Origin of the sequence: Planifilum fulgidum (genome assembly GCF_900113175.1) — a bacterium.
GTDB classification, from domain to species: Bacteria; Bacillota; Bacilli; order Thermoactinomycetales; family DSM-44946; genus Planifilum; species Planifilum fulgidum.
Genome location: NZ_FOOK01000035.1, coordinates 12,021 through 30,888 on the forward strand (window position 1 = coordinate 12,021; position 18,868 = coordinate 30,888).

Sequence of the window (18,868 nt, forward strand, 5' to 3'; positions counted from 1 at the left end):
TGCGGGGGACGCGCACCGAAAGCCCCCGAATTACACGTAATAAATGGACAGTCGATGGTCATCCACCTGTTTAATCCGGATGTCCATGTCAAACAGGTCCCGCAACACGTCGGGCCGGATGATGTCGCAGGTCGGCCCCTCGCGGAGCACCTTTCCGCCTTTCATGGCGATGATGTAATCCGAATAACAGGACGCGAAATTGATGTCGTGAAGGACCAGCACGATCGTCTTCCCCAGATCGTCCACCATTTTGCGCAGGGTCTTCATGATCTGGACCGAGTGCTTCATGTCCAGATTGTTCAGCGGTTCGTCCAGCAGAATATAGTCGGTGTTTTGCGCCAGCACCATGGCGATGAACGCCCGCTGCCGCTGTCCGCCGCTCAATTGGTCGAGAAACCGATCCTGCAGGTCCTCCAGCTCCATGTACTCGATGGCCCGGTCGACGTGCAACCAGTCTTCCTTCGTCAAACGTCCCCGGGAATAGGGGAAGCGTCCGAAGCTGACCAGCTCCCGCACCTTCAGCCGGATCTGGAGATGGTTGGACTGTTTCAGAATCGACAGCTTTTTGGCCAATTCGTTGTTCTTGACGCTCGTAAGCTCCCGGCCGTCAATCCGGATCTCCCCCTCATCCTTCGGCACCAGACGGCTGATCATGGACAAAAGCGTGCTCTTTCCGGCACCGTTGGGGCCGATCAGGGAAGTGATCTTTCCCCGGGGAATGTTCACCGTCACGGCGTCGACAACCGTCCGGCCCCCGTACCGTTTGGTCACGTTTTGCACCTCTACCATGATTTACTCTCCCTCAGCAAGAGATAGATGAAGTAAATGCCGCCGAAGAAGTTGATGATCACACTGATGGTGGTGGAAAAGGTGAAGAGGCGTTCAACCGCCCACTGGCCCCCGACAAGCATCGCCACGGCGATCAGCGCGGCGGCGGCGATCACCAGCCGGTGGCGGTACGTGGACAGGAGCTGGTAGGCGACATTGGCGACGATGAGACCCAGGAACGTGATCGGCCCCACCAGCGCCGTGGTGATGGATACCAGGGCGGCCACGATGACAAACAGCCGGGACACGACACGGTCGTAGTCCACTCCCAGGTTGACCGCATGATCCCGTCCCAGCGCCAAGACATCCAAATAGTCGGCGAAGCGAAGAAAGTACACAAACACGCCGGCGACCGTCAGCAAGGACACCCACAACAGGTCGGTGTTGATGTTGTTGAAGCTGGCGAACATCCGGTCCTGGATGACGAGAAATTCGTTGGGGTCGATGAGCAGCTGCATGAACGACGTGGCGCTGCGGAACAGGGTGCCCATGATGACCCCGACCAGGAGGACAAAAAAGATGTTTTTCTCCTCCCGCCGGAACAGCAGGCGGTACAACAGGACGGAAAACAGGACCATCAAGCCGGCGGACAGCAGAAACCGCACATGGTCGTCCATGAAGACCAGGGTCTGAGAGCCAAGCAGGAACACGATCGCCGTGTTGATAAACAGGTACAGGGCGTCCAGCCCGATGATGGACGGCGTGAGAATCCGGTTGTTGGTGATGGTCTGAAAGACGACCGTGGAAAAGGCGATGGTCACGCCGGTCAAGACGATGGCGGCCAGTTTCGCCGCCCTTCTCGGGATGATGTAATCCAGATTGCCGCTGAGGTGGGTCAGCATGAACAAGGCGGCGCATCCGGCGGCGATCACGGCGAGGATGGCCAGTTTTGTCCGATCACCCATGGTCCCGACTCCTCAACAGCAGATAAAGGAACACCCCGCTGCCGATGATTCCGACGGTCAGCCCGATGGGAATCTCATAGGGATAAATGAGAACCCGGCCCAGGATGTCGCAGACCAGGAGGAAAACCGAACCCAGCAGGGCCGTGAAAAAGAGGTTTTGCCGCAAATGATCGCCGCGCAAAAGGGTCACGATGTTCGGTATGATCAATCCCAAAAACGGAATCACCCCAACCGTCAAAATGACTGCCGCCGTCACCAGGGCGACGATGACCATTCCGATGTTCACCACCTGCCGGTAATTGAGCCCCAGATTGGCGGAAAACTCCTCGCCCATGCCGGCGATCGTGAAGCGGTCGGCGTACAGATAGGCGGTGATGATCAGCGGAATGGTGATGTACATCATTTCGTACCGCCCGCTGACGATCATGGAAAAATCGCCGTAAAACCAGGCCCCGATGCTCTGGATCAAGTCGTGCTTGTAGGCGAGAAAGGTGGTGACGGAATCGATCACATTGCCCAGCATCAAACCGACCAGGGCGATAAAGACGGCATTTTTGAAGCGGATGCGCGACAGAATGTTCATGAAGAGCAGCGTCCCCAAAAGGGCGAACAGAAACGCCAACAACATTTTTTGCAGGGTGGAGGCCGCACCGAACAACATCAGGGACACCAGGATGCCCAGCCGGGCCGAATCCTCCGTTCCCGCCGTGGTGGGCGAAACAAACCGGTTCCGGCTCAACTGCTGCATGATGAGTCCGACAATGCCCATGCTGGCGCCCGCGATGATCAGGCTGACCAGCCTAGGAACGCGACTGACCCACAAGATCTGCCACTGATCCTTATCCCCTTGGAGCAAACCGGTCAGTTGGATCTCTTTCACCCCGACAAACAGGGACAGCGCGGAAAGAAGAAGAAAAACCGGGATGAGAAACCTTTTTTTCAACATAATCTGGCCCATTTCTTTTATGCGTCACGCAGTCAAGCGTTCTTCGCTTTTTTTGAAAGAGAGAATCATTCTCATCTCTTGGTCAAAAAAAGAAGCGCTTTCGACCCTCGGCCTCCCTCCTCATTCCATATTGGGATCCCAACCCCGATTATATTGATAATGATTCTCATCGTCAACAGCGAAATTGCGAAAATGCTGACCAAAGGCCGGCAAGCCCCAAACCGCGGCCGGAAGAAACCGGCCCGCATCGGCTGAAGCGGGACCGGCGCCGCTCCACATCCCCTCCCGGAAATCATGCGCGCCTGCCCCGAACGGGATGGGGAGAAGGCGAAAGTCGGATAAAATCATATTGAGCGGGTCCGCGAAGGACCCCTTTTCAACCTCAATCGGAAAGGAAGAACATGCCGTGAAGATTGCCGTACTGTATGCCAGCTCCCGCAAAGGCGGAAATTCCGAACGTCTGGCGAAGGCGCTGGTCGAAGGATTGGACGCGGACTCCATTTTCCTGACCGATTACCGGATCGAACCGATCATCGACTACCGGCACACGGAGCCGGGCCCCTATCCCGAGGACGATTACCGGAAACTGTTGGACCGGGTGCTCAAACAGGACCTGTTGATCTTCGCCACCCCCATCTACTGGTACGGGATGCCGGGGCGTTTGAAGCTTTTCATCGACCGCTGGTCCCAATCCCTGAGGGAAAACCGGAAGGATTTCCTGGAGAGAATGGCGGAGAAGCGGGCGTATGTCCTGGCCGTGGGTGATGACGATCCCCATGTGAAGGGAAAGGCCTTGATTGAACAATTCCGGCACATCTTCGATTTCGTCGGCATCCGGTTCGCCGGCCACGTGATCGGACGGGGAAACCGCCCCGGAGACATCGAACAGGATTCGGAAGCGCTCTCCGCCGTGCGGAAGTTAAGGGAACAGATCCTGGCCGAAATGGGGGCATGCTCCCCCCGCTGAACACTTCGCGCCAAAAAACAGGGTGCCGCCTCGCGGCACCCTGAGCCTTTTGACGAGCCCGCACCGAAAGCTCCATAAAAATATGGGGAAGAGAGGAGCCGCCGAGCACCACGTGAAATGAGCGGTTCGCCAAGGGAAAATATCAAGGCGCTCTTACTTCGCACGGACAGAAAAACCGGGGAAAAACTTCGCACCCTCCCATGCAATCCACTGGGGATGCCGTCATCCCAAGTGTGTAAAAACCGGCTGATCGCATTGTGAACATGGAAAAAGACGTTGGGAGCGGTTGCCGGCTCAAAAAATGCACTCCCAGGTTTACACTTTGAGATCCACCTTGTCTTTTTTCGCTGTTAAATGAGAAGGAGCTGCCCTTTTTGTAATCGAAAAGCTTGAACAAGCCTCAAATACAAGGAGGTTAAATATAAATGAAACCCCGGTGTTATCTTGTCGTAGCAAACGCTCCTGAACACTTGAGGTTAAAAGAGGCGAACGCGATATTTAATAAATATATCGGTGACAGAAAAAGGGGACACTGCGTCTACCATGATCATTTTGTGGACCGTCCCGGTGGAGTTGCCTTTTTCGCCATCGAGAATGATGAACAAAAGGAGAATCTTAAACAGGATTTGAATGGATGGAATCTGGAAATCCATCCACTCATTGAGTCGAGGTCTGCAGCCGGTTTTGTATATCAGCTGGACTATACCAGCAGCAACTATGCGGGGGTTTCATTAGAGAAACTCATTACACGAATCAAGGAAGCCCAAGATAAAGGCATGAATCCTTTAGAGGCGTAGGATGAGCCAATAAGTGAAGAAGCGCCCCCAGCGGAGATCATTACGTTACGGCCATTTGCAGACTCCGGCAGCGCAAAGCATGGCATCTTTCCGCACTGCCGTTTTCGGATCGGCACGAATCTTGGGGATCGGCACGAATCTTGGCTTGACAGTAAGGATGACATGCCCGGCCAATCAGATCATCCTTTCCCTGCTTTTGGGGTTGTTTTGCAGCGGAATGCCGACGGAATCGGCGCCCATGATGATCACAGGAACGGAATCAACAGTCCTGCATGGTGGTGTCCCACTCAGGTTCTCCCTCCAAAGAAGGGTGCCGCAAAGCGGCACCCTTTTGCTTAGCAAAATCGATTTTCAGTCCGCGCCGGAGCGATCAAAAACCGACACGGTTTGAACCTCGTTGGGCTTCACCGGGACGGAGAACCGCCCCCTGTGATGTTCCAAGGAGGAAACAGGCCGTTCATCCAACCGGGTTCGGCAGACGGACTGAAGCGGTCCCTTCCAATGGAAGGACGCAAAGGTCTCCCTGGACGTCGGATTGTAGAAGCGGAGGATGATCCCGCGACCGTCCTCCCGCCGCTTGACGGCGCTCACCACGGCGTCCTCGTCCAATTGGACCAGCAGGCTGTACTCCTTCGGCGCGGTGACGGCGGGGGGATGAAGCTTGATCGCGTTAAAAGGCATCTTGTGGTAGGTGCAAAGGGGCGTCAAGAACCGCTTGGCCCGCTGCGCCACCTTTGCCTGTTTCGTCATTCCGGGGTGGGTCGTCAGCGCCAGGTGGAGACGGATCTTGCCCAGCATCTGGGCGTCGGGGGTCTCCATCTTGATTCCCGACGGACGCCCCGGCCGGCGCAACAACTCCTCTTTGCCGAGTACCCCCACACTGCGAAACAGGGTGACGGCGATGGTGTCCCGGGAATCCCCCACGATCTCATACTCCCGGGAGCTGTCGGTCAAGACGGCGACGCCCCCCCTCTCGTCGGAGAGCCCCACATAGCTCAGCATCGGGTAAATGGGATCCGGCCGCTCCGCCCATCCCTCGTCCTCCCAGACATGGATCGCCTCATCGACGACGGGGCGTTCGATCACCCCGAAGGGCTGGTCCGCCGTCGAACGGTCGGCTTCGATCCCCGTCGGCACGTGCAGGCGGAGACGGTGATCCTTCGCCCGGTTATCCAGCTCGATGCGCAGGTCGATAATCGGTTCGCTGACGGGAATGGTCAGGCGAAGGGCCACATCCACCGAGCCGTCCCTCCGCTTCGCCTTGCGGCTTTCCCGATCCCGCGGCACGGGCAGGCGATACCGGATGTCCGCCCAGGCGAAATGCCGATTTTGCCGGAGCGACCAGGTCGCCTTCACTTCCCGGCTGTCGATCACCGCATCTCCCGGCAGCGGGGAAAAATCGTATTCATCCCCGTCATCCCCGGTATCCTCCAGGCGGAGAACTTCCGGAAACAGACGCTTCAACCGTTTGTCGTAAATGTTCAAGGTGCCGTTGTCGTTGACGGTGATCCGGTAGCAGTCGGTCTCGATCCGGTCCACGGGCTCCGGCGCCTTTCGGTTCATGCGGGACGCTTTCCGAATCCAGTACGCCTTGTAGCCCATCGCCGGAATCCGGTCGCGGAAGTGGATGGTATAGCGGAAAAAGGGGTCGTAGTTTTCGTGGTGAACCAGCTGCCGGTCGACAAGGCCCGGGTCCACCTCCCGCTCATCCACCACCTCAAAGTCGATCGCTTTCCCGTCCCCATCCACCAATTCAAAGGCCGGCCAACGGGTTGTCACCTCCGCCTCGATGGGCTCATCCCGCTCAAAGGGAAGCGTGTTGAAGACCACCAGTTTGTCCCGGGAGCGGTCCGACGGAACCGCTTCGGCGATCCTCCGCATGTAAAAGGCGAGCAGCCGATTCGCCCTCTCCTCCGCATTGGCAAAGCGGGACAGGATATCCCGGTGGACGGCGTCGGAACAGCAGCAGCCGATGCTGTCGTGGGCGTGGTTTTTCAACATTTCCTTCCAGATTTGCTCCATCAAGCCGTGTTCATAGGGGAAGCCCAGGGTGGAGGCGATGGCGGCCAGCGGCTCCAGCAGATGGGTGACCTTGCTTTCAAGCCGGGCATTGGCCGCCTTGATGTCCATCCGCGTCGAATAAATGCTGCGATGCACCCGCATGTATTTGCCGTCCAAAAGCTCCCCGCGGACCACCGGGAGATGCTCCTGCTTTTCGACTTCATCAAAGACGTCTTCATAGCGGCTGAGAAAGAAGTGCCGCTCGGGATAGAGCGCTTTCAGCTTGGCGATGACCTCGGAAATGTTCCTCTGGATCGGCATCTGATCGTGCCCGTTCGGGATGACGATGTGATCGGTCGACGCCCGGCGGTCCAGCTCGGCAAAATACGCATCCATCCGCTTTTTCAGCTCCGTTTCCTCGACGGGCAAATACTTGCCGATGGCATAGCCGAGGGGAAGCCACAGGACCAGCACCTTCGATCCGTCATCGCTCACCCAGTAAAATTCCGTCCTGTCCGTGCCGTGCCGTTCCGAAAGGCCCCGCCAGATCACCGCCCGCCGGATGCCGAAGCCGTTTAAGATCTGGGGAAGCTGCGCCGTCTGTCCGAAGGAATCGGGCAGGTAACCGATCGCCATCGGCTCTCCGAATTCCCGGCAGTCTTTGAGACCGTACAACAGGTTGCGGACGATCGATTCACCGCCGACGACCATCTCATCGGTCTGGGTGTACCAGGGGCCGATGATCAGCTTGCCCCGTTCCACCAGCCGGCGAATCCGCTCCCGGTTTTCCGGCTTGACGGCCAGATAATCCTCCAGCAACACGGTCTGCCCGTCCAGGAGAAAATGCGGGTAGTCCGGATCGCTTTCCAACACCTGCAGGATTTCTTCCATGTCATGCACCAAATAGATCCTCGATTCTTCCGCGGAAAAATACCATTCCCGATCCCAATGCACGTGGGGAATCACATGGACAAACCGTTTCATATGCGCTCCTCCGATAAGGACATCTTGTTCCGCCGCAGTTTCTGGACCCTCGTCACAACAAGAAGGGCGGTGGAAATGCACGTTCCGACGAGGGCGGCTCCCAACCAGATCGCTCCTGCCTTCCACAGGGGCGCTCCCTGAAGGACCAGGAGCGAAAAAATCCCCGCTCCCGGAACGCTCAAGCCGATGTTCGACAGGGTGACCAACGCCCCGGTGACCGCCGAACCGATGCAAAGGGAAGGAATCACCCGCAGGGGGTCGTTGATCATGAAGGGGATCGCCCCCTCGGTGATGCCCGCCAGTCCGAGAATCCACGTCGACTTGCCCACTTCCCGCTCGTATTCCTCGAAATAGCGCCTAAACAACAGGGTGGCCGCCGTCACGGAGAAAGCCGACACCATCTTGACGGAGGCAAAGGCCGCGTAGGGGATGAAGTTGCCGCTGGCCATCGCCCCGATGCAGAAGGTGTAGGCGGTTTTGTTGACCGGCCCGCCCAGATCAAAGGACACCATGATCCCCAGGATGGCTCCGAGCAAAATGGCGTTGCCTCCGGACAATCCCTCCAGCCATTGCAGGAGCAGCCGGTTCAATTCCGCCACCGGCTTGCCGACCACAAACAGCATCAGCGAACCCGTGATGAGGGAACCGATCACCGGATACAGCCAGAAGCTGATGAATCCCGAGAAAACCCCCTTCGGCGGGAGCCGTTTTTTGAGCCATTTCATGAAATAACCGGCCATGAAACCTCCGAGCATCCCGCCCAAAAAGCCGCCTTCGATCATCGTCGCCGCAATTCCCGCGGCAAATCCCGGTCCCAGGGCGGGCTTGTCGGCCAAGGCATACGCCATGTAGGCGGACAAGACCGGGATCATGAGCATTCCGAGCAGGTTGCCGCCCAGTTTTCGGAGCAACCACAGCCAGGAATTTTCCGTCTCATACACCTGTTGCAAGCCGAAGATTTGCGCGATGAGCACCGCGGAGGCCAGGATCATCCCTCCGGCGATGATGATCGGGATGATATGGGAAATCCCGGTCAGAATCGCGTTTTTCACTTCCCCCTGCCAGGACGCCGGCGGCGAATGGACCAGCGCGTCCGTCGCCTGAGGCTTTTCTTTCCCTTCCTTCTCCGCCTGCTCGAGCGCCCTGCGGATCACTTCCTCGGCGTTCCGCAGCGGTGCGGCCACGCTCGTTCGGTAAACGGGAAGATGGGCGAAGCGCTCCGCACCCTTCACCGACACATCGGCGGCAAAAATGGCCGCATCCGCCGCCTTTAACCGCTCTTCCGTATGGGGATCTTCAATGCCGTTCGCCCCCTGCTTCTCCACGTAGACGGCGACGCCCAGCTTCCGGCCGGCCTGCTCCAGCGACTCGGCGGCCATGTAGGTGTGCGCGATCCCCGCCGGACAGGCCGTCACCGCCACAAGGGTTTTCGTCCCTGCCACGCCGTCCCGCCCTTCTTCAGCCCACTCCCCGTCGTCGTCCAGGGCGCGGTACAGCTCTTCGGCGGTTGTGCAGCTTTGTAACCGCTTACGAAATTCCGCGCGCGCCATCCGCTTCGCCAGCTCGGCCAGCAGGTCCAGATGGGTCAATCCCGCTTCTTCCTCCGGAATGGCCAACAAAAAGACGAGATCCACTTCATTGTCCGGGTCCAGGCTCTCCCAGTCCCGGATCGGCTCGGCCAGCTTGGCCACCGCGAAGGCCGCCGATCGGACCGCCGGGGATTTTCCGTGCGGAATGGCGAATCCGCCTTCCAACCCGGTCGGCGACTGGGACTCCCGCTCCATGACGGCCGAGTAAAACGCCTCGGGGGAGGAGATTTTCCCTTCCCGATGCAACCGGTCAATCAGATGGCGGATCACATCCTCCTTGGTCTTCCACGGCGCCCCCACTTCAATCAACCGCACATGGGTCAACGGTTTCAGCCGCATGTTTCCACCACCTTCTTCGGTCCCTATGGCCAACCCCATTATATAAACAAAAAAGTAAGAAGACGGCGATCTTCTTACTTTTCCACCGGTTTTTCCCTTTGCCCCGAAACCTTTGTGTATATTTACACAACTCCGCACACTTTCCAGAAGACTTCGCTCACCCTTCGGAGCACGATATACATCGACGTGCGGTCGGTGATTTCATAACGGTTCAGCACCTGTTTGGGCGCCCAGCAATACAGGCGGAAATCGGCCATTTCCGCCAGCGGATTGCGGCTCAAATGGGTCAGGCTGATCACGTAGGTTCCCTTCTGTTTGGCCGCCGCCACCGCCTCCAGCACCTGCCGGGTCTCGCCGGATGCGCTGATCACAAAGACCAGGTCCCTTTCGGAGCAGCGGTCGGCCTGATACAACATCTCGTGCCGCTGGGTGAAAAAATCGGCCCGTTTGCCGACACACCGCAAATATTTCGCCATCATCTCGCAAAAAGGGGCGGAATCGCCCACCCCGTAAAAAAACACCCGCCTGGCCCGGCGCATTTTCCGCACCGCCTGGAGAATCCGCTCGGAATCCAGCAGTTCCAAGGTTTTTTGGATGATCCCGGTCACCGGAAGGTGCGGGTCCTCCTCCGCCCGGCGGTTCTCAAGGGCGAGGGCCGCCTTCATCTCGGCAAACCCCCGGTAACCCAGCTTTTTGGCGAAGCGCACGATCGTGTTGGGAACAGTGTAGAGGGCTTTGGCCATCGCCTGGATCGAAATGTCCCCGATTTCCTCCCGGTTTTTCCGAATGTATTCGACGATTTGGTCGTCCGTGTCATTCAGCTTGTCCTCATTCAGCTGCACTCTTTCCTCAAACGTCATCGACAAGGCCCCCCGTATCCCCGCAGCCGTCGTCGTTCCGCAGGGCTCCGTCATCCTGTGTCTATTGTAACCCAACCGCGATGGATCCCGGCAAAAGGACGCCCGCTTCTCCCGACCGTCCCGACAAGAGCGATATCTCCATCGGCCGTGCGGGTCCCGGCCCCCGGCCGAAGGCCGATACCTTCCGCGGACCGGTTTCCCCACCCGGCGACGGCTGCGGGCCGACCCCTTTTCTTCACCACATCCCCAGCTGGCGGGGGGCCAGCCCTTCGAAGGTGAGTCCCATCATGTCGATCAGTTCCTTGGCGTTGGGGACCGCATCCCCCCTGGAATTGTTGTTGAAGAGGATGGTGACCTGCCTGGCTTCCCGTTTCATCGCTTCGATGCGGGGGATCCACTCGGCCAGTTCCTCCCGGGAATATCGGTAGGCGTAGCGGACGCCGCGCCAGTTGGAACGGCCCGTCTGATACCATCCCTCCCGGTTGCGGCCGTGGAAACGGATCAAAGCGGCTTCGGGGTGGGTGACCACGGGAACGATTGGGACGGAGCCCTCTCCGGCCTGGGGTTCGTCGCAGACGGTGTGGATCAGCTCCTCTTCCCGAAGGAAGCGGAGGGTCTTTTCGCGAAAGCGGGGTTCATACCAGGTCCGGTTGCGGAATTCGACGGCCAGGGGCAAATCGGCAAAGGCCTCCCGGCACCGCCGGATATGCCGGACATGCTCCCGCGTGCAATCAAACCACGGGGGAAACTGGAACAACACCATCGACAGCTTTCCCGCCTCCCGAAACGGCCGAAGCACGGCGGCAAAGAGTTCGGCCACTTCCTTCCAGGGGCGTTCGGGCGCTCCCTTCGGCCGGCCGTGGCCGGTCAGCTCCCGGTAAGCCTTCACCACGAAGCGGAAAGCTTCCGGCGTCTCCTCCACCCAGCGGGCGCACCGCTCCACGGGAGGAATGGCGTGATAGGTGCTGTCCACCTCCACCACCGGAAAATGGCCGGCATAAAGGGCCAGCTTGTCCCGCGAAGGGGTCCCGGGCGGATACAGGTCGTGATCTCCCCAACCGCACACGCCCACCTGAATCGGATTCATCCGGCTCCCTCCCTGTCTCTGGTGAACCCATTCTACCACAGGAATCGGAAATTGGCCCCGGCGGGCCGCTCTTTCCCTTGGACGGCTTTAATTATACAATAGATGAAAGAAACCGTTGGACCCGGAAGGGAAAATTCACACCGGGACACCCCTGCCGTCGAGGAGGTTTCCAAAAGTGGTCCGACAGGTGCTGTCGATCCGGGCGGCGGTGATCGACCATCTCCGGCAATACTGCATGAAACAGCTTCCCAACGAGGCGTGCGGAATCTTGGCCGGGCAAAACCAGGAGATCACCCGCTTTTTTCCCATTCCGAACCTGGACCAGAGTCCCCATTCCTTTCAATTCGAACCGCGCACCTATCTGAACACGATTCGGGAAATCCGGGAAAGGGGGCTGGACTGGATCGGCATCGTCCACTCCCACCCCAACACGGAGCCGGTTCCCTCCGCCCGGGATCTGGCCAATTGGCATTATCCGGAAAAAAGTTACTGGATCCTCTCCCTCAAGGGGGAGCAAAGCCGCCTCTCGGCCTACTACATCGAAAAGGAAAAGGTTGTCCCGGTGATGTACCAGATCATCGCCGACCGCTGAAGAAAGAAAACGCCCGAAACCGCCTTTTCCCCGGAAAGGCGTTTTCAAGAACAGGAAATCGGAGGATTGAAGATCAGATGGAACAGACCCCTGTGCCCTCCCTGCACACGGACAAGTACCAGATCAACATGATGTACGCCCATTGGAAAAACGGAACCCACCGCAGGCGCCGCGCCTTCGACCTGTATTTCCGGCAGCTCCCCTTCGGAAACGGTTACGTCGTCTTCGCCGGACTGGAGCGGGCCGTCCAATACCTGGAAAATCTCCGCTTCACCGAGGAGGACATCGAGTACCTCGCCGGCCAGCCGGAAAAATACGATCCGGAATTTTTGAACATGCTCCGCTCCTTCCGCTTCACCGGCGATCTCTACGCCGTCCCGGAGGGAACGCTGGTCTTTCCGAACGAGCCCCTTCTCCGGCTGGAAGGATCCATCATGGAACTGCAACTGGTGGAAACCGCCCTGCTCAATTTCGTCGGTTACCAGTCGCTGGTGGCGACCAAGGCGGCCCGCATCCGCCACGTCGCCCCCGATGACGTCCTGATGGAATTCGGCAGCCGGCGGGCCCAGGAAACGGAGGCGGCGGTGTGGGGGGCCCGGGCCACCTATATCGCCGGTTTCGATGCCACCAGCAACGTCCGGGCCGGTCAGCTGTTCGGCATCCCCACCCGGGGGACCCATTCCCATTCCTGGGTGCAGGATTTCGACAGCGAACTGGAAGCCTTCCGCGCCTTCGTCCGTTCCTTCCCGGACCAGGCCATTCTGCTGGTGGACACCTATGACACCCTGAAGAGCGGGCTGCCCCACGCCATCCAGGTGGGCTTGGAATTGAAACGGGAAGGAAAGCGGCTGGTCGGCATCCGGCTGGACAGCGGCGATTTGGCCTATTTGTCCAAGCGCGCCCGGAAGATGCTGGACGAGGCGGGGCTGACGGACACCCAGATCGTCGCCTCCAGCGACCTGGACGAAACGACCATCCTCAACCTGAAAGCGCAGGGGGCCAAGATCGACTCCTGGGGAATCGGCACCAAACTGATCACCGCCTACGATCAACCCGCCCTCGGCGCCGTCTACAAGATGGTGGCCCGCTACGAACAGGGCCGGTGGCTTCCGACCTTGAAAATCTCCTCCAATCCGGAAAAGGTGACCACCCCCGGCCGCAAGACGGTTTACCGGATCGTCGACCGGACAACGGGCAAGGCGCGGGGGGATCTGATCACCCGGGTGGACACCTCTATCGACGAAAGTCAGCCCCTCGTCCTGTTCCACCCGGTCCACACCTTCCGGAAGAAAAAGGTCACCCATTTCCGGGCGATCAATCTCCTCGTCCCCGTCTTCCGGGAAGGAAAACGGGTGTACGAACTCCCCTCCCTGGAGGAGATCCGAAAGTACCACCGGGAACAGCTCTCCCTGTTCTGGGAGGAGTACCTGCGCATCCTCAACCCGGAGGAGTACCCCGTCGATCTCTCCCGGGACCTGTGGGAGGAGAAGCAAAATCTCCTGAACAAGATCTACGCGTCGATCCGGGAGGAAAACGGAAACTGACGCCTGAATCCGGAAAAGAAAGGGCACCCGCGAACATCGCGGGTGCCCAGCTCATTTTCACGCGATTTCCCTGGATGAGCCGACCGGGCATATGGGGTGCCGGGAGAAATCAGACCTGGGTGAATTGTTCCTCCTCCGTGGACCCGGTGAGGGCGGTGGTGGAGGAAGTGCCTCCGGAAATCACCATAGACACTTCGTCGAAGTATCCGGTTCCCACTTCCCGCTGATGGCGGGTGGCCGTATACCCGTGCACTTCGCTGGCAAACTCCCGCTCCTGCAGTTCGGCGTAGGCGGCCATGCCCCGCTCCTTGTACTGGCGGGCCAGTTCGAACATGCTGTGGTTCAGGGAATGGAAGCCGGCCAGGGTGACGAATTGGAACTTGTAACCCATTTCGCCCAGCTCGTGCTGGAAGCGGGCGATGGTGTCATCATCCAGCTTTTTCTTCCAGTTGAAGGAGGGCGAACAGTTGTAGGCCAGCATTTTGCCCGGATACTTGGCGTGAATCGCTTCGGCGAAGCGGCGGGCTTCCTCCAGATTGGGCTCCGAGGTTTCGCACCAGATGAGGTCGGCGTAAGGCGCATAGGCCAATCCCCGGGCGATGGCCTGATCCAGGCCCGCGCGCACCCGGAAAAATCCTTCCGGCGTCCGCTCCCCGGTGAGGAACTCCCGATCCCGCGGATCCACATCGCTGGTGAGCAGTTTGGCGGCGTTGGCGTCGGTCCGGGCGATGAGGATGGTGGGCACGCCCATCACATCGGCGGCGAGGCGGGCGGCCACCAGGTTCCGAATCGCCTGCTGGGTCGGGATGAGCACCTTGCCTCCCAGATGTCCGCACTTCTTCTCCGAGGAGAGTTGATCCTCAAAGTGGACGCCGGCGGCCCCCGCTTCGATCATCGCCTTCATCAGCTCAAACACATTGAGGGGTCCTCCGAAACCGGCCTCCGCATCGGCGACGATCGGAGCAAACCAGTAGCGCTTGGCGCCACCCTCGGCGTGTTCGATCTGATCGGCGCGCTGCAGCGCCTGGTTGATCCGCTTCACCACATGGGGGACGCTGTTGGAGGGATACAGGCTCTGATCCGGATACATCTGACCGGCCAGGTTGGCGTCCGCCGCCACTTGCCATCCGCTCAGATAAATGGCCTTCAAACCGGCCTTCACCTGCTGGACCGCCTGGTTTCCGGTGAGGGCCCCCAGGGCTTTCACGTGGTGTTCCGTTTTTAAGAGGTGCCACAGCCGCTCGGCCCCCATCTTGGCCAGGGTGTATTCAATCTTGACGGAACCGCGCAGTTTCAGGACCTGCTCCGCGGTGTAGGGGCGGACAATGCCTTTCCACCGTTCATCCTTCTCCCAGCTTTCCTGCAGGGCTTTTGCTTCCTTGGGATCGATCATGGGGAATTCCTCCTTGGTATATATTTGATAAAATTGTAAATATTTGACATATTTGATATAATACCATCCCCGCCCCTTTCCGGGGGATCAAAAATCGGAAAGGGGTGACCAAGACAAGGCTGAGTGGGTATGCGAGGATCCGGGCCGCCGGATTGAAGGGATCCGTCCGTCCCGGAACAGTCCCTTCGAACCCTTCGCCCTGATCTTCAGATGGGGGGCGAGGCGTCCGGCCCGCCCCCTCTTCTTCGCGCTAATCCAGGTAGGCGTATCCCGGGAGGGTGAGGAATTCGGCCAATTGATCCTGGGTGATCAGGCGGGTCAACAGCTCCCGGGCCTCGTTGAACTTGCCCTTTTCAAAGGCCTCCTCGCCGATCTCCCCACGGATCCGGTCCAGCTCCTCCTGCATGAGCTCTTCCACCATCTCCCAGGTCACCTTGCGGCCGTCCTCCAATTTGCCCTCGGGATGGCGAATCCACTGCCACAGCTGGGCCCGGGAGATTTCGGCCGTGGCCGCATCCTCCATCAGGTTGTCGATGGCGACGGCTCCGTAACCCCGGAGCCAAGCCTCCACGTACAGAAGCCCCACCCGCAGATTGGTTCGGACTCCCTGTTCCGTGATGGGCCCCTCGGGAACGGCCACCAGATCCTTGGCCGTCACCTCCACATCGTCCCGCTTCTTGTGAATCTGGTTGGGCGTGGGCATCAGCTCGTCGAAGATCTCCTTGGCCACGGGAACCAGCCCCGGATGGGCCACCCAGGTTCCGTCATGGCCGTCGGAGGCTTCCCGCCGCTTGTCTTCCCGCACCTTGGCCATGGCCGCCTCGTTCTTCTCCGGGTCATCCTTCACCGGGATCTGGGCGGCCATGCCTCCGATCGCCGGCGCTCCCCTCCGGTGGCAGGTTTTGATCGTCAACAGGGTGTAGGCCCGCATGAAGGGCACAGTCATCGTCACCCGGTTGCGGTCGGGAAGGATCACCTCCGGCCGTTTGCGGAACCGCTTCAGATAGCTGAAAATGTAGTCCCAACGGCCGCAGTTCAATCCCGCGGAGTGTTCCCTCAGCTCGTAGAGAATCTCATCCATCTCGAAGGCGGCCGTGATCGTTTCAATCAGAACGGTCGCCTTGATGGTGCCCCGGGGAATCCCCAGTTCATCCTGTGCAAAGTTGAACACATCGTTCCACAGCCGGGCCTCCAGGTGGCTCTCCATCTTCGGAAGGTAGAAATAGGGGCCCGTCCCCCGATTGATCAATTCCTTGGCGTTGTGGAAGAAATACAGTCCGAAGTCGAAAAGGCCGCCGGACACCGCATCCCCGTCGACAAACAGGTGCTTCTCTTCCAGGTGCCAGCCCCGGGGCCGAACGATCAGCGTGGCCACCTCATCCTTGAGGGCGTACTTCTTCCCCTCGGGGCTGACATAATCGATCCGCCGGCGGATGGCGTCCCTCAGGTTGATCTGCCCTTGGATCACATTCTCCCAGGTGGGGGAGAGGGCGTCCTCAAAGTCGGCCATAAAGCATTTGGCTCCCGAATTGAGGGCGTTGATCACCATTTTCCGGTCGCCCGCCGGACCGGTGATCTCCACCCGTCGGTCCTGCAGATCCTCCGGCAAGGGAGCGATCGTCCAGGATCCCTCGCGAATCGATCGGGTCTCCGGCAAAAAGTCGGGCAACTCCCCGGCGTCGAAACGCTCCTGACGCTGCGCGCGCCGGGCGAGGAGCTCCTTTCTCCTTTCACCGAATTTCCGTTCCAGCCGGGCGACAAAATCCAGCGCCTCCGGAGTCAGGATCTCCGCAACTTCCGGCGTCACCCGTCCTTTCACTTCTACCCCTTCCGGACAAGAGAGGGTGGTGGTCATGTGCTGTCCCCCTTCCCGCTGGGTCGTTTCTGTAGTAATACAATTCACCCGTTCACCGTTATTGTATTACAACAGAGGTGGTCTTGCAACTGTCTCTTGTACAGTTTTTCATTCCTCTCCCCCATCAAACCCCTTTTTTCGAAAAAAACCGCCCAATTGACATCCGGTCTGCAACCTGATAAAGTTTAGTTTACGAATGGACGAAATGCGATGAAGGGGCCGACAGGGGGACCTCCGCGTCCCAGAGAGCCGGCGGCCGGTGCGATGCCGGTACGCGGAACCCCTTGCACCCACCCTGGAGCAGCCGGTGATGAGCCGTGCCGGGTCCCCGCCGTTAACGGGTCAAAGCGGGCCGCCGACACAGCGGCGGTCAAGCAGGGTGGTACCGCGGAGCGTCTCTCCGTCCCTATCGGGGGCGGAGTTTTTCATTTTCAAGGGAAAGGAGCGTATCGCCATGCATGACGAAAAGGGTGTAACCCCGCAATCCGTGGATTTTTCCCGGTGGTACATCGACACCATCCGAAAGGCCGACCTGATGGATTACTCCCCGGTTCGCGGTTGCATCGTGTTCAAGCCGGACGGCTACGAACTCTGGGAGCGTATCCAGGCCGGCCTCGACAAGCGCTTCAAGGAAACGGGGCACCGCAACGCCTATTTCCCGATGCTGGTGCCGGAGAGCTTTTTCCAGAAGGAAAAGGACCACGTGGAAGGCTTCAACCCCGAACTGCCCTGGGTGACCGAGGCCGGCGGTGAACAGCTGGAGGAGCGGCTGGCCCTCCGCCCCACCTCCGAGACGATCATCGGGCACATGTACAGCCAATGGATCCAGAGCTATCGGGATCTGCCGGTGCTGATCAACCAGTGGGCCAACGTTTTCCGCTGGGAAAAGCGGACCTTTCCCTTCCTGCGCACCTCGGAATTCCTCTGGCAGGAGGGGCACACCGCCCACGCCACCGAGGAGGAAGCGCGGAAGGAAACGATGCAGATGCTGGAAATCTACCGGGACTTCGTGGAAAGCGAACTGGCCATTCCCGTCTGGAGCGGGGAAAAAACCCCTTCGGAACGGTTTGCCGGGGCCGTTCAAACCTACTCGATCGAAGCGATGATGAAGGACGGCAAAGCGCTGCAGGCGGGAACCTCCCACTACCTCGGCCAAAACTTCGCCAAGGCCTTCGACATTCAATTCCTGGACCGGGATAACCAGCGGAAATACGTGCACACCACCTCCTGGGGGGTATCCACCCGCCTGATCGGCGCCCTGATCATGGTGCACGGGGATGATCAGGGGCTCGTGCTGCCGCCGCGGATGGCTCCGGTGCAGGTGATCATGATTCCCGTCGGACCGCCCAAAAAGCGGCAGGATGTGATGGGGCCCTTTGACCGGATCTTCGAAACGCTGAAACAGGCGGGCATCCGGGTCAAGGCCGATCTCCGGGATGAAAGCCCGGGTTGGAAGTTCAACGAGTGGGAGATGCGGGGCGTGCCGCTGCGGATCGAGCTCGGGCCGCGGGACGTCGAAAACAACCAGTGCGTTCTGGCCCGCCGGGACACCGGCGAAAAGCTGGCGGTCCCCCTGGACAAGGTCCTGGAAACCGTCCAATCCCTGCTGGATACGGAGATCCAGAAAAACCTGTTCCGGATGGCCCTCGACTTCCGCGACCGCCACTCCCATCTGGATCTGGAAACCCTGGACGACCTTCAAAAACACATAGCCTCCGCCGCCGAACGGGGCGAACCGGCGGGATGGATGCTGGCGGGATGGTGCGGAAGCGACGCCTGCGAAGCGAAGGTGAAGGAAGAGACCAAATACACTTCCCGCAACATTCCCTTCGATCCGCCCGCCGTCAAAAAGCGCTGCCTGGTCTGCGGCGACGACGCCCGGCACACGGTCTGGTTCGCCCGGGCCTATTGATCCGGGGGCGGCCGCCACAAAAAACACACCCGGGCCGAAGTGGTCAAGCCCCAAAAATGTAGACACGTAAAAACACCCGGCTTATGCGGCGTGCTGACGCCTGTATTCTACAGGCGTCAGCTTGTTTAATTTCAGTTGAAGCCGCTCCTCGTTGTAAAAACGAATATACCTTTGAATTAGGATTTGAGCCTGCTCAGTATCTTGGATATGATGGTGTTGGAGAGCTTCTGTCTTTAAGTGGGAGAAGAAGCTCTCGATTGGGGCATTGT

The 18,868-nt window shown here is 59.2% G+C and carries 15 protein-coding genes; 5 read left to right on the forward strand and 10 right to left on the reverse strand.

What is annotated here, in order from left to right:
* Positions 1-30: 30 nt before the first annotated feature.
* Genes BM063_RS14995 through BM063_RS15005 form a run of 3 tightly spaced genes read right to left on the reverse strand, consistent with a single transcriptional unit; the run spans position 31 to position 2,676 of the window.
* Positions 31-789: an iron ABC transporter ATP-binding protein gene (locus tag BM063_RS14995; protein ID WP_092040843.1), complete on the reverse strand. Its 759-nt coding sequence runs from the start codon at positions 787-789 to the stop codon at positions 31-33.
* On the reverse strand, positions 783-1,733 hold the full coding sequence (locus BM063_RS15000) for an iron chelate uptake ABC transporter family permease subunit (RefSeq protein ID WP_092040846.1): 951 nt from the start codon (positions 1,731-1,733) through the stop codon (positions 783-785). The genes BM063_RS14995 and BM063_RS15000 overlap by 7 nt, the downstream gene beginning before the upstream one ends.
* Positions 1,726-2,676 (reverse strand): ABC transporter permease, encoded by a 951-nt coding sequence (locus BM063_RS15005; protein WP_092040878.1) that lies wholly within the window; start codon positions 2,674-2,676, stop codon positions 1,726-1,728. Before BM063_RS15005 ends, BM063_RS15000 begins: the two co-directional genes overlap by 8 nt.
* A 409-nt stretch (positions 2,677-3,085) precedes the next feature.
* On the opposite strand from BM063_RS15005, the gene BM063_RS15015 reads away from it, so the two are divergent.
* Positions 3,086-3,646 (forward strand): flavodoxin family protein, encoded by a 561-nt coding sequence (locus tag BM063_RS15015; RefSeq protein WP_092040881.1) that lies wholly within the window; start codon positions 3,086-3,088, stop codon positions 3,644-3,646.
* 425 nt (positions 3,647-4,071) lie between these two features.
* The gene (locus BM063_RS15020) at positions 4,072-4,443 is read left to right on the forward strand and encodes an RNA-binding protein (RefSeq protein ID WP_092040851.1); all 372 of its coding nucleotides are present in this window, start codon (positions 4,072-4,074) and stop codon (positions 4,441-4,443) included.
* A 351-nt stretch (positions 4,444-4,794) separates the two neighbouring features.
* Here BM063_RS15020 and mngB read toward each other — a convergent pair whose 3' ends face one another.
* From mngB to BM063_RS15040, 4 genes are all read right to left on the reverse strand, one after another.
* Positions 4,795-7,428, reverse strand: a complete 2,634-nt coding sequence (mngB, locus tag BM063_RS15025) for a mannosylglycerate hydrolase (protein ID WP_092040854.1) — start codon at positions 7,426-7,428, stop codon at positions 4,795-4,797.
* Complete coding sequence (gene mngA, locus BM063_RS15030; RefSeq protein WP_092040857.1) at positions 7,425-9,356, reverse strand: PTS 2-O-a-mannosyl-D-glycerate transporter subunit IIABC; 1,932 nt, start codon at positions 9,354-9,356, stop codon at positions 7,425-7,427. Before mngA ends, mngB begins: the two co-directional genes overlap by 4 nt.
* Before the next feature lie 122 nt (positions 9,357-9,478).
* The gene (locus BM063_RS15035) at positions 9,479-10,216 is read right to left on the reverse strand and encodes a MurR/RpiR family transcriptional regulator (RefSeq protein ID WP_092040860.1); all 738 of its coding nucleotides are present in this window, start codon (positions 10,214-10,216) and stop codon (positions 9,479-9,481) included.
* Positions 10,217-10,451: 235 nt separating this feature from the next.
* The gene (locus BM063_RS15040) at positions 10,452-11,303 is read right to left on the reverse strand and encodes a DUF72 domain-containing protein (RefSeq protein WP_092040863.1); all 852 of its coding nucleotides are present in this window, start codon (positions 11,301-11,303) and stop codon (positions 10,452-10,454) included.
* 175 nt (positions 11,304-11,478) lie between these two features.
* Here BM063_RS15040 and BM063_RS15045 point away from each other — a divergent pair, with 175 nt between their 5' ends.
* Together BM063_RS15045 and BM063_RS15050 are read left to right on the forward strand one after the other, a co-directional pair.
* Positions 11,479-11,895 (forward strand): M67 family metallopeptidase, encoded by a 417-nt coding sequence (locus BM063_RS15045; protein ID WP_143085390.1) that lies wholly within the window; start codon positions 11,479-11,481, stop codon positions 11,893-11,895.
* Positions 11,896-11,972: 77 nt separating this feature from the next.
* Positions 11,973-13,439 (forward strand): nicotinate phosphoribosyltransferase, encoded by a 1,467-nt coding sequence (locus BM063_RS15050; RefSeq protein ID WP_092040867.1) that lies wholly within the window; start codon positions 11,973-11,975, stop codon positions 13,437-13,439.
* A 109-nt stretch (positions 13,440-13,548) separates the two neighbouring features.
* Here BM063_RS15050 and aceA read toward each other — a convergent pair whose 3' ends face one another.
* Positions 13,549-14,832 carry an isocitrate lyase gene (gene aceA / locus BM063_RS15055; RefSeq protein WP_092040870.1) on the reverse strand — a complete coding sequence of 428 codons (1,284 nt, stop codon included), beginning with the start codon at positions 14,830-14,832 and terminating at the stop codon, positions 13,549-13,551.
* A 250-nt stretch (positions 14,833-15,082) separates the two neighbouring features.
* On the reverse strand, positions 15,083-16,687 hold the full coding sequence (aceB, locus tag BM063_RS15060; RefSeq protein ID WP_092040873.1) for a malate synthase A: 1,605 nt from the start codon (positions 16,685-16,687) through the stop codon (positions 15,083-15,085).
* Positions 16,688-17,141: 454 nt separating this feature from the next.
* Between aceB and proS the strand changes: the two genes are divergently transcribed.
* Positions 17,142-18,599: a proline--tRNA ligase gene (gene proS / locus BM063_RS15065; RefSeq protein WP_092040876.1), complete on the forward strand. Its 1,458-nt coding sequence runs from the start codon at positions 17,142-17,144 to the stop codon at positions 18,597-18,599.
* A gap of 81 nt (positions 18,600-18,680) precedes the next feature.
* Here the strand turns inward: proS and BM063_RS15070 are convergent.
* The coding region (locus BM063_RS15070) for an IS3 family transposase (RefSeq protein WP_143085391.1) at positions 18,681-18,868 on the reverse strand (188 nt) is incomplete at its 5' end.

Coding starts and splice junctions, on each gene's coding strand:
- BM063_RS15000 (WP_092040846.1), bottom strand. CDS start 1,733: ATGGGTGATCGGACAAAACTGGCCATCCTCGCCGTGATCGCCGCCGGA.
- BM063_RS15035 (WP_092040860.1), bottom strand. CDS start 10,216: ATGACGTTTGAGGAAAGAGTGCAGCTGAATGAGGACAAGCTGAATGAC.
- BM063_RS15040 (WP_092040863.1), bottom strand. CDS start 11,303: ATGAATCCGATTCAGGTGGGCGTGTGCGGTTGGGGAGATCACGACCTG.
- BM063_RS15050 (WP_092040867.1), top strand. CDS start 11,973: ATGGAACAGACCCCTGTGCCCTCCCTGCACACGGACAAGTACCAGATC.
- aceB (WP_092040873.1), bottom strand. CDS start 16,687: ATGACCACCACCCTCTCTTGTCCGGAAGGGGTAGAAGTGAAAGGACGG.
- BM063_RS14995 (WP_092040843.1), bottom strand. CDS start 789: ATGGTAGAGGTGCAAAACGTGACCAAACGGTACGGGGGCCGGACGGTT.
- mngA (WP_092040857.1), bottom strand. CDS start 9,356: ATGCGGCTGAAACCGTTGACCCATGTGCGGTTGATTGAAGTGGGGGCG.
- mngB (WP_092040854.1), bottom strand. CDS start 7,428: ATGAAACGGTTTGTCCATGTGATTCCCCACGTGCATTGGGATCGGGAA.
- aceA (WP_092040870.1), bottom strand. CDS start 14,832: ATGATCGATCCCAAGGAAGCAAAAGCCCTGCAGGAAAGCTGGGAGAAG.
- proS (WP_092040876.1), top strand. CDS start 17,142: ATGCATGACGAAAAGGGTGTAACCCCGCAATCCGTGGATTTTTCCCGG.
- BM063_RS15020 (WP_092040851.1), top strand. CDS start 4,072: ATGAAACCCCGGTGTTATCTTGTCGTAGCAAACGCTCCTGAACACTTG.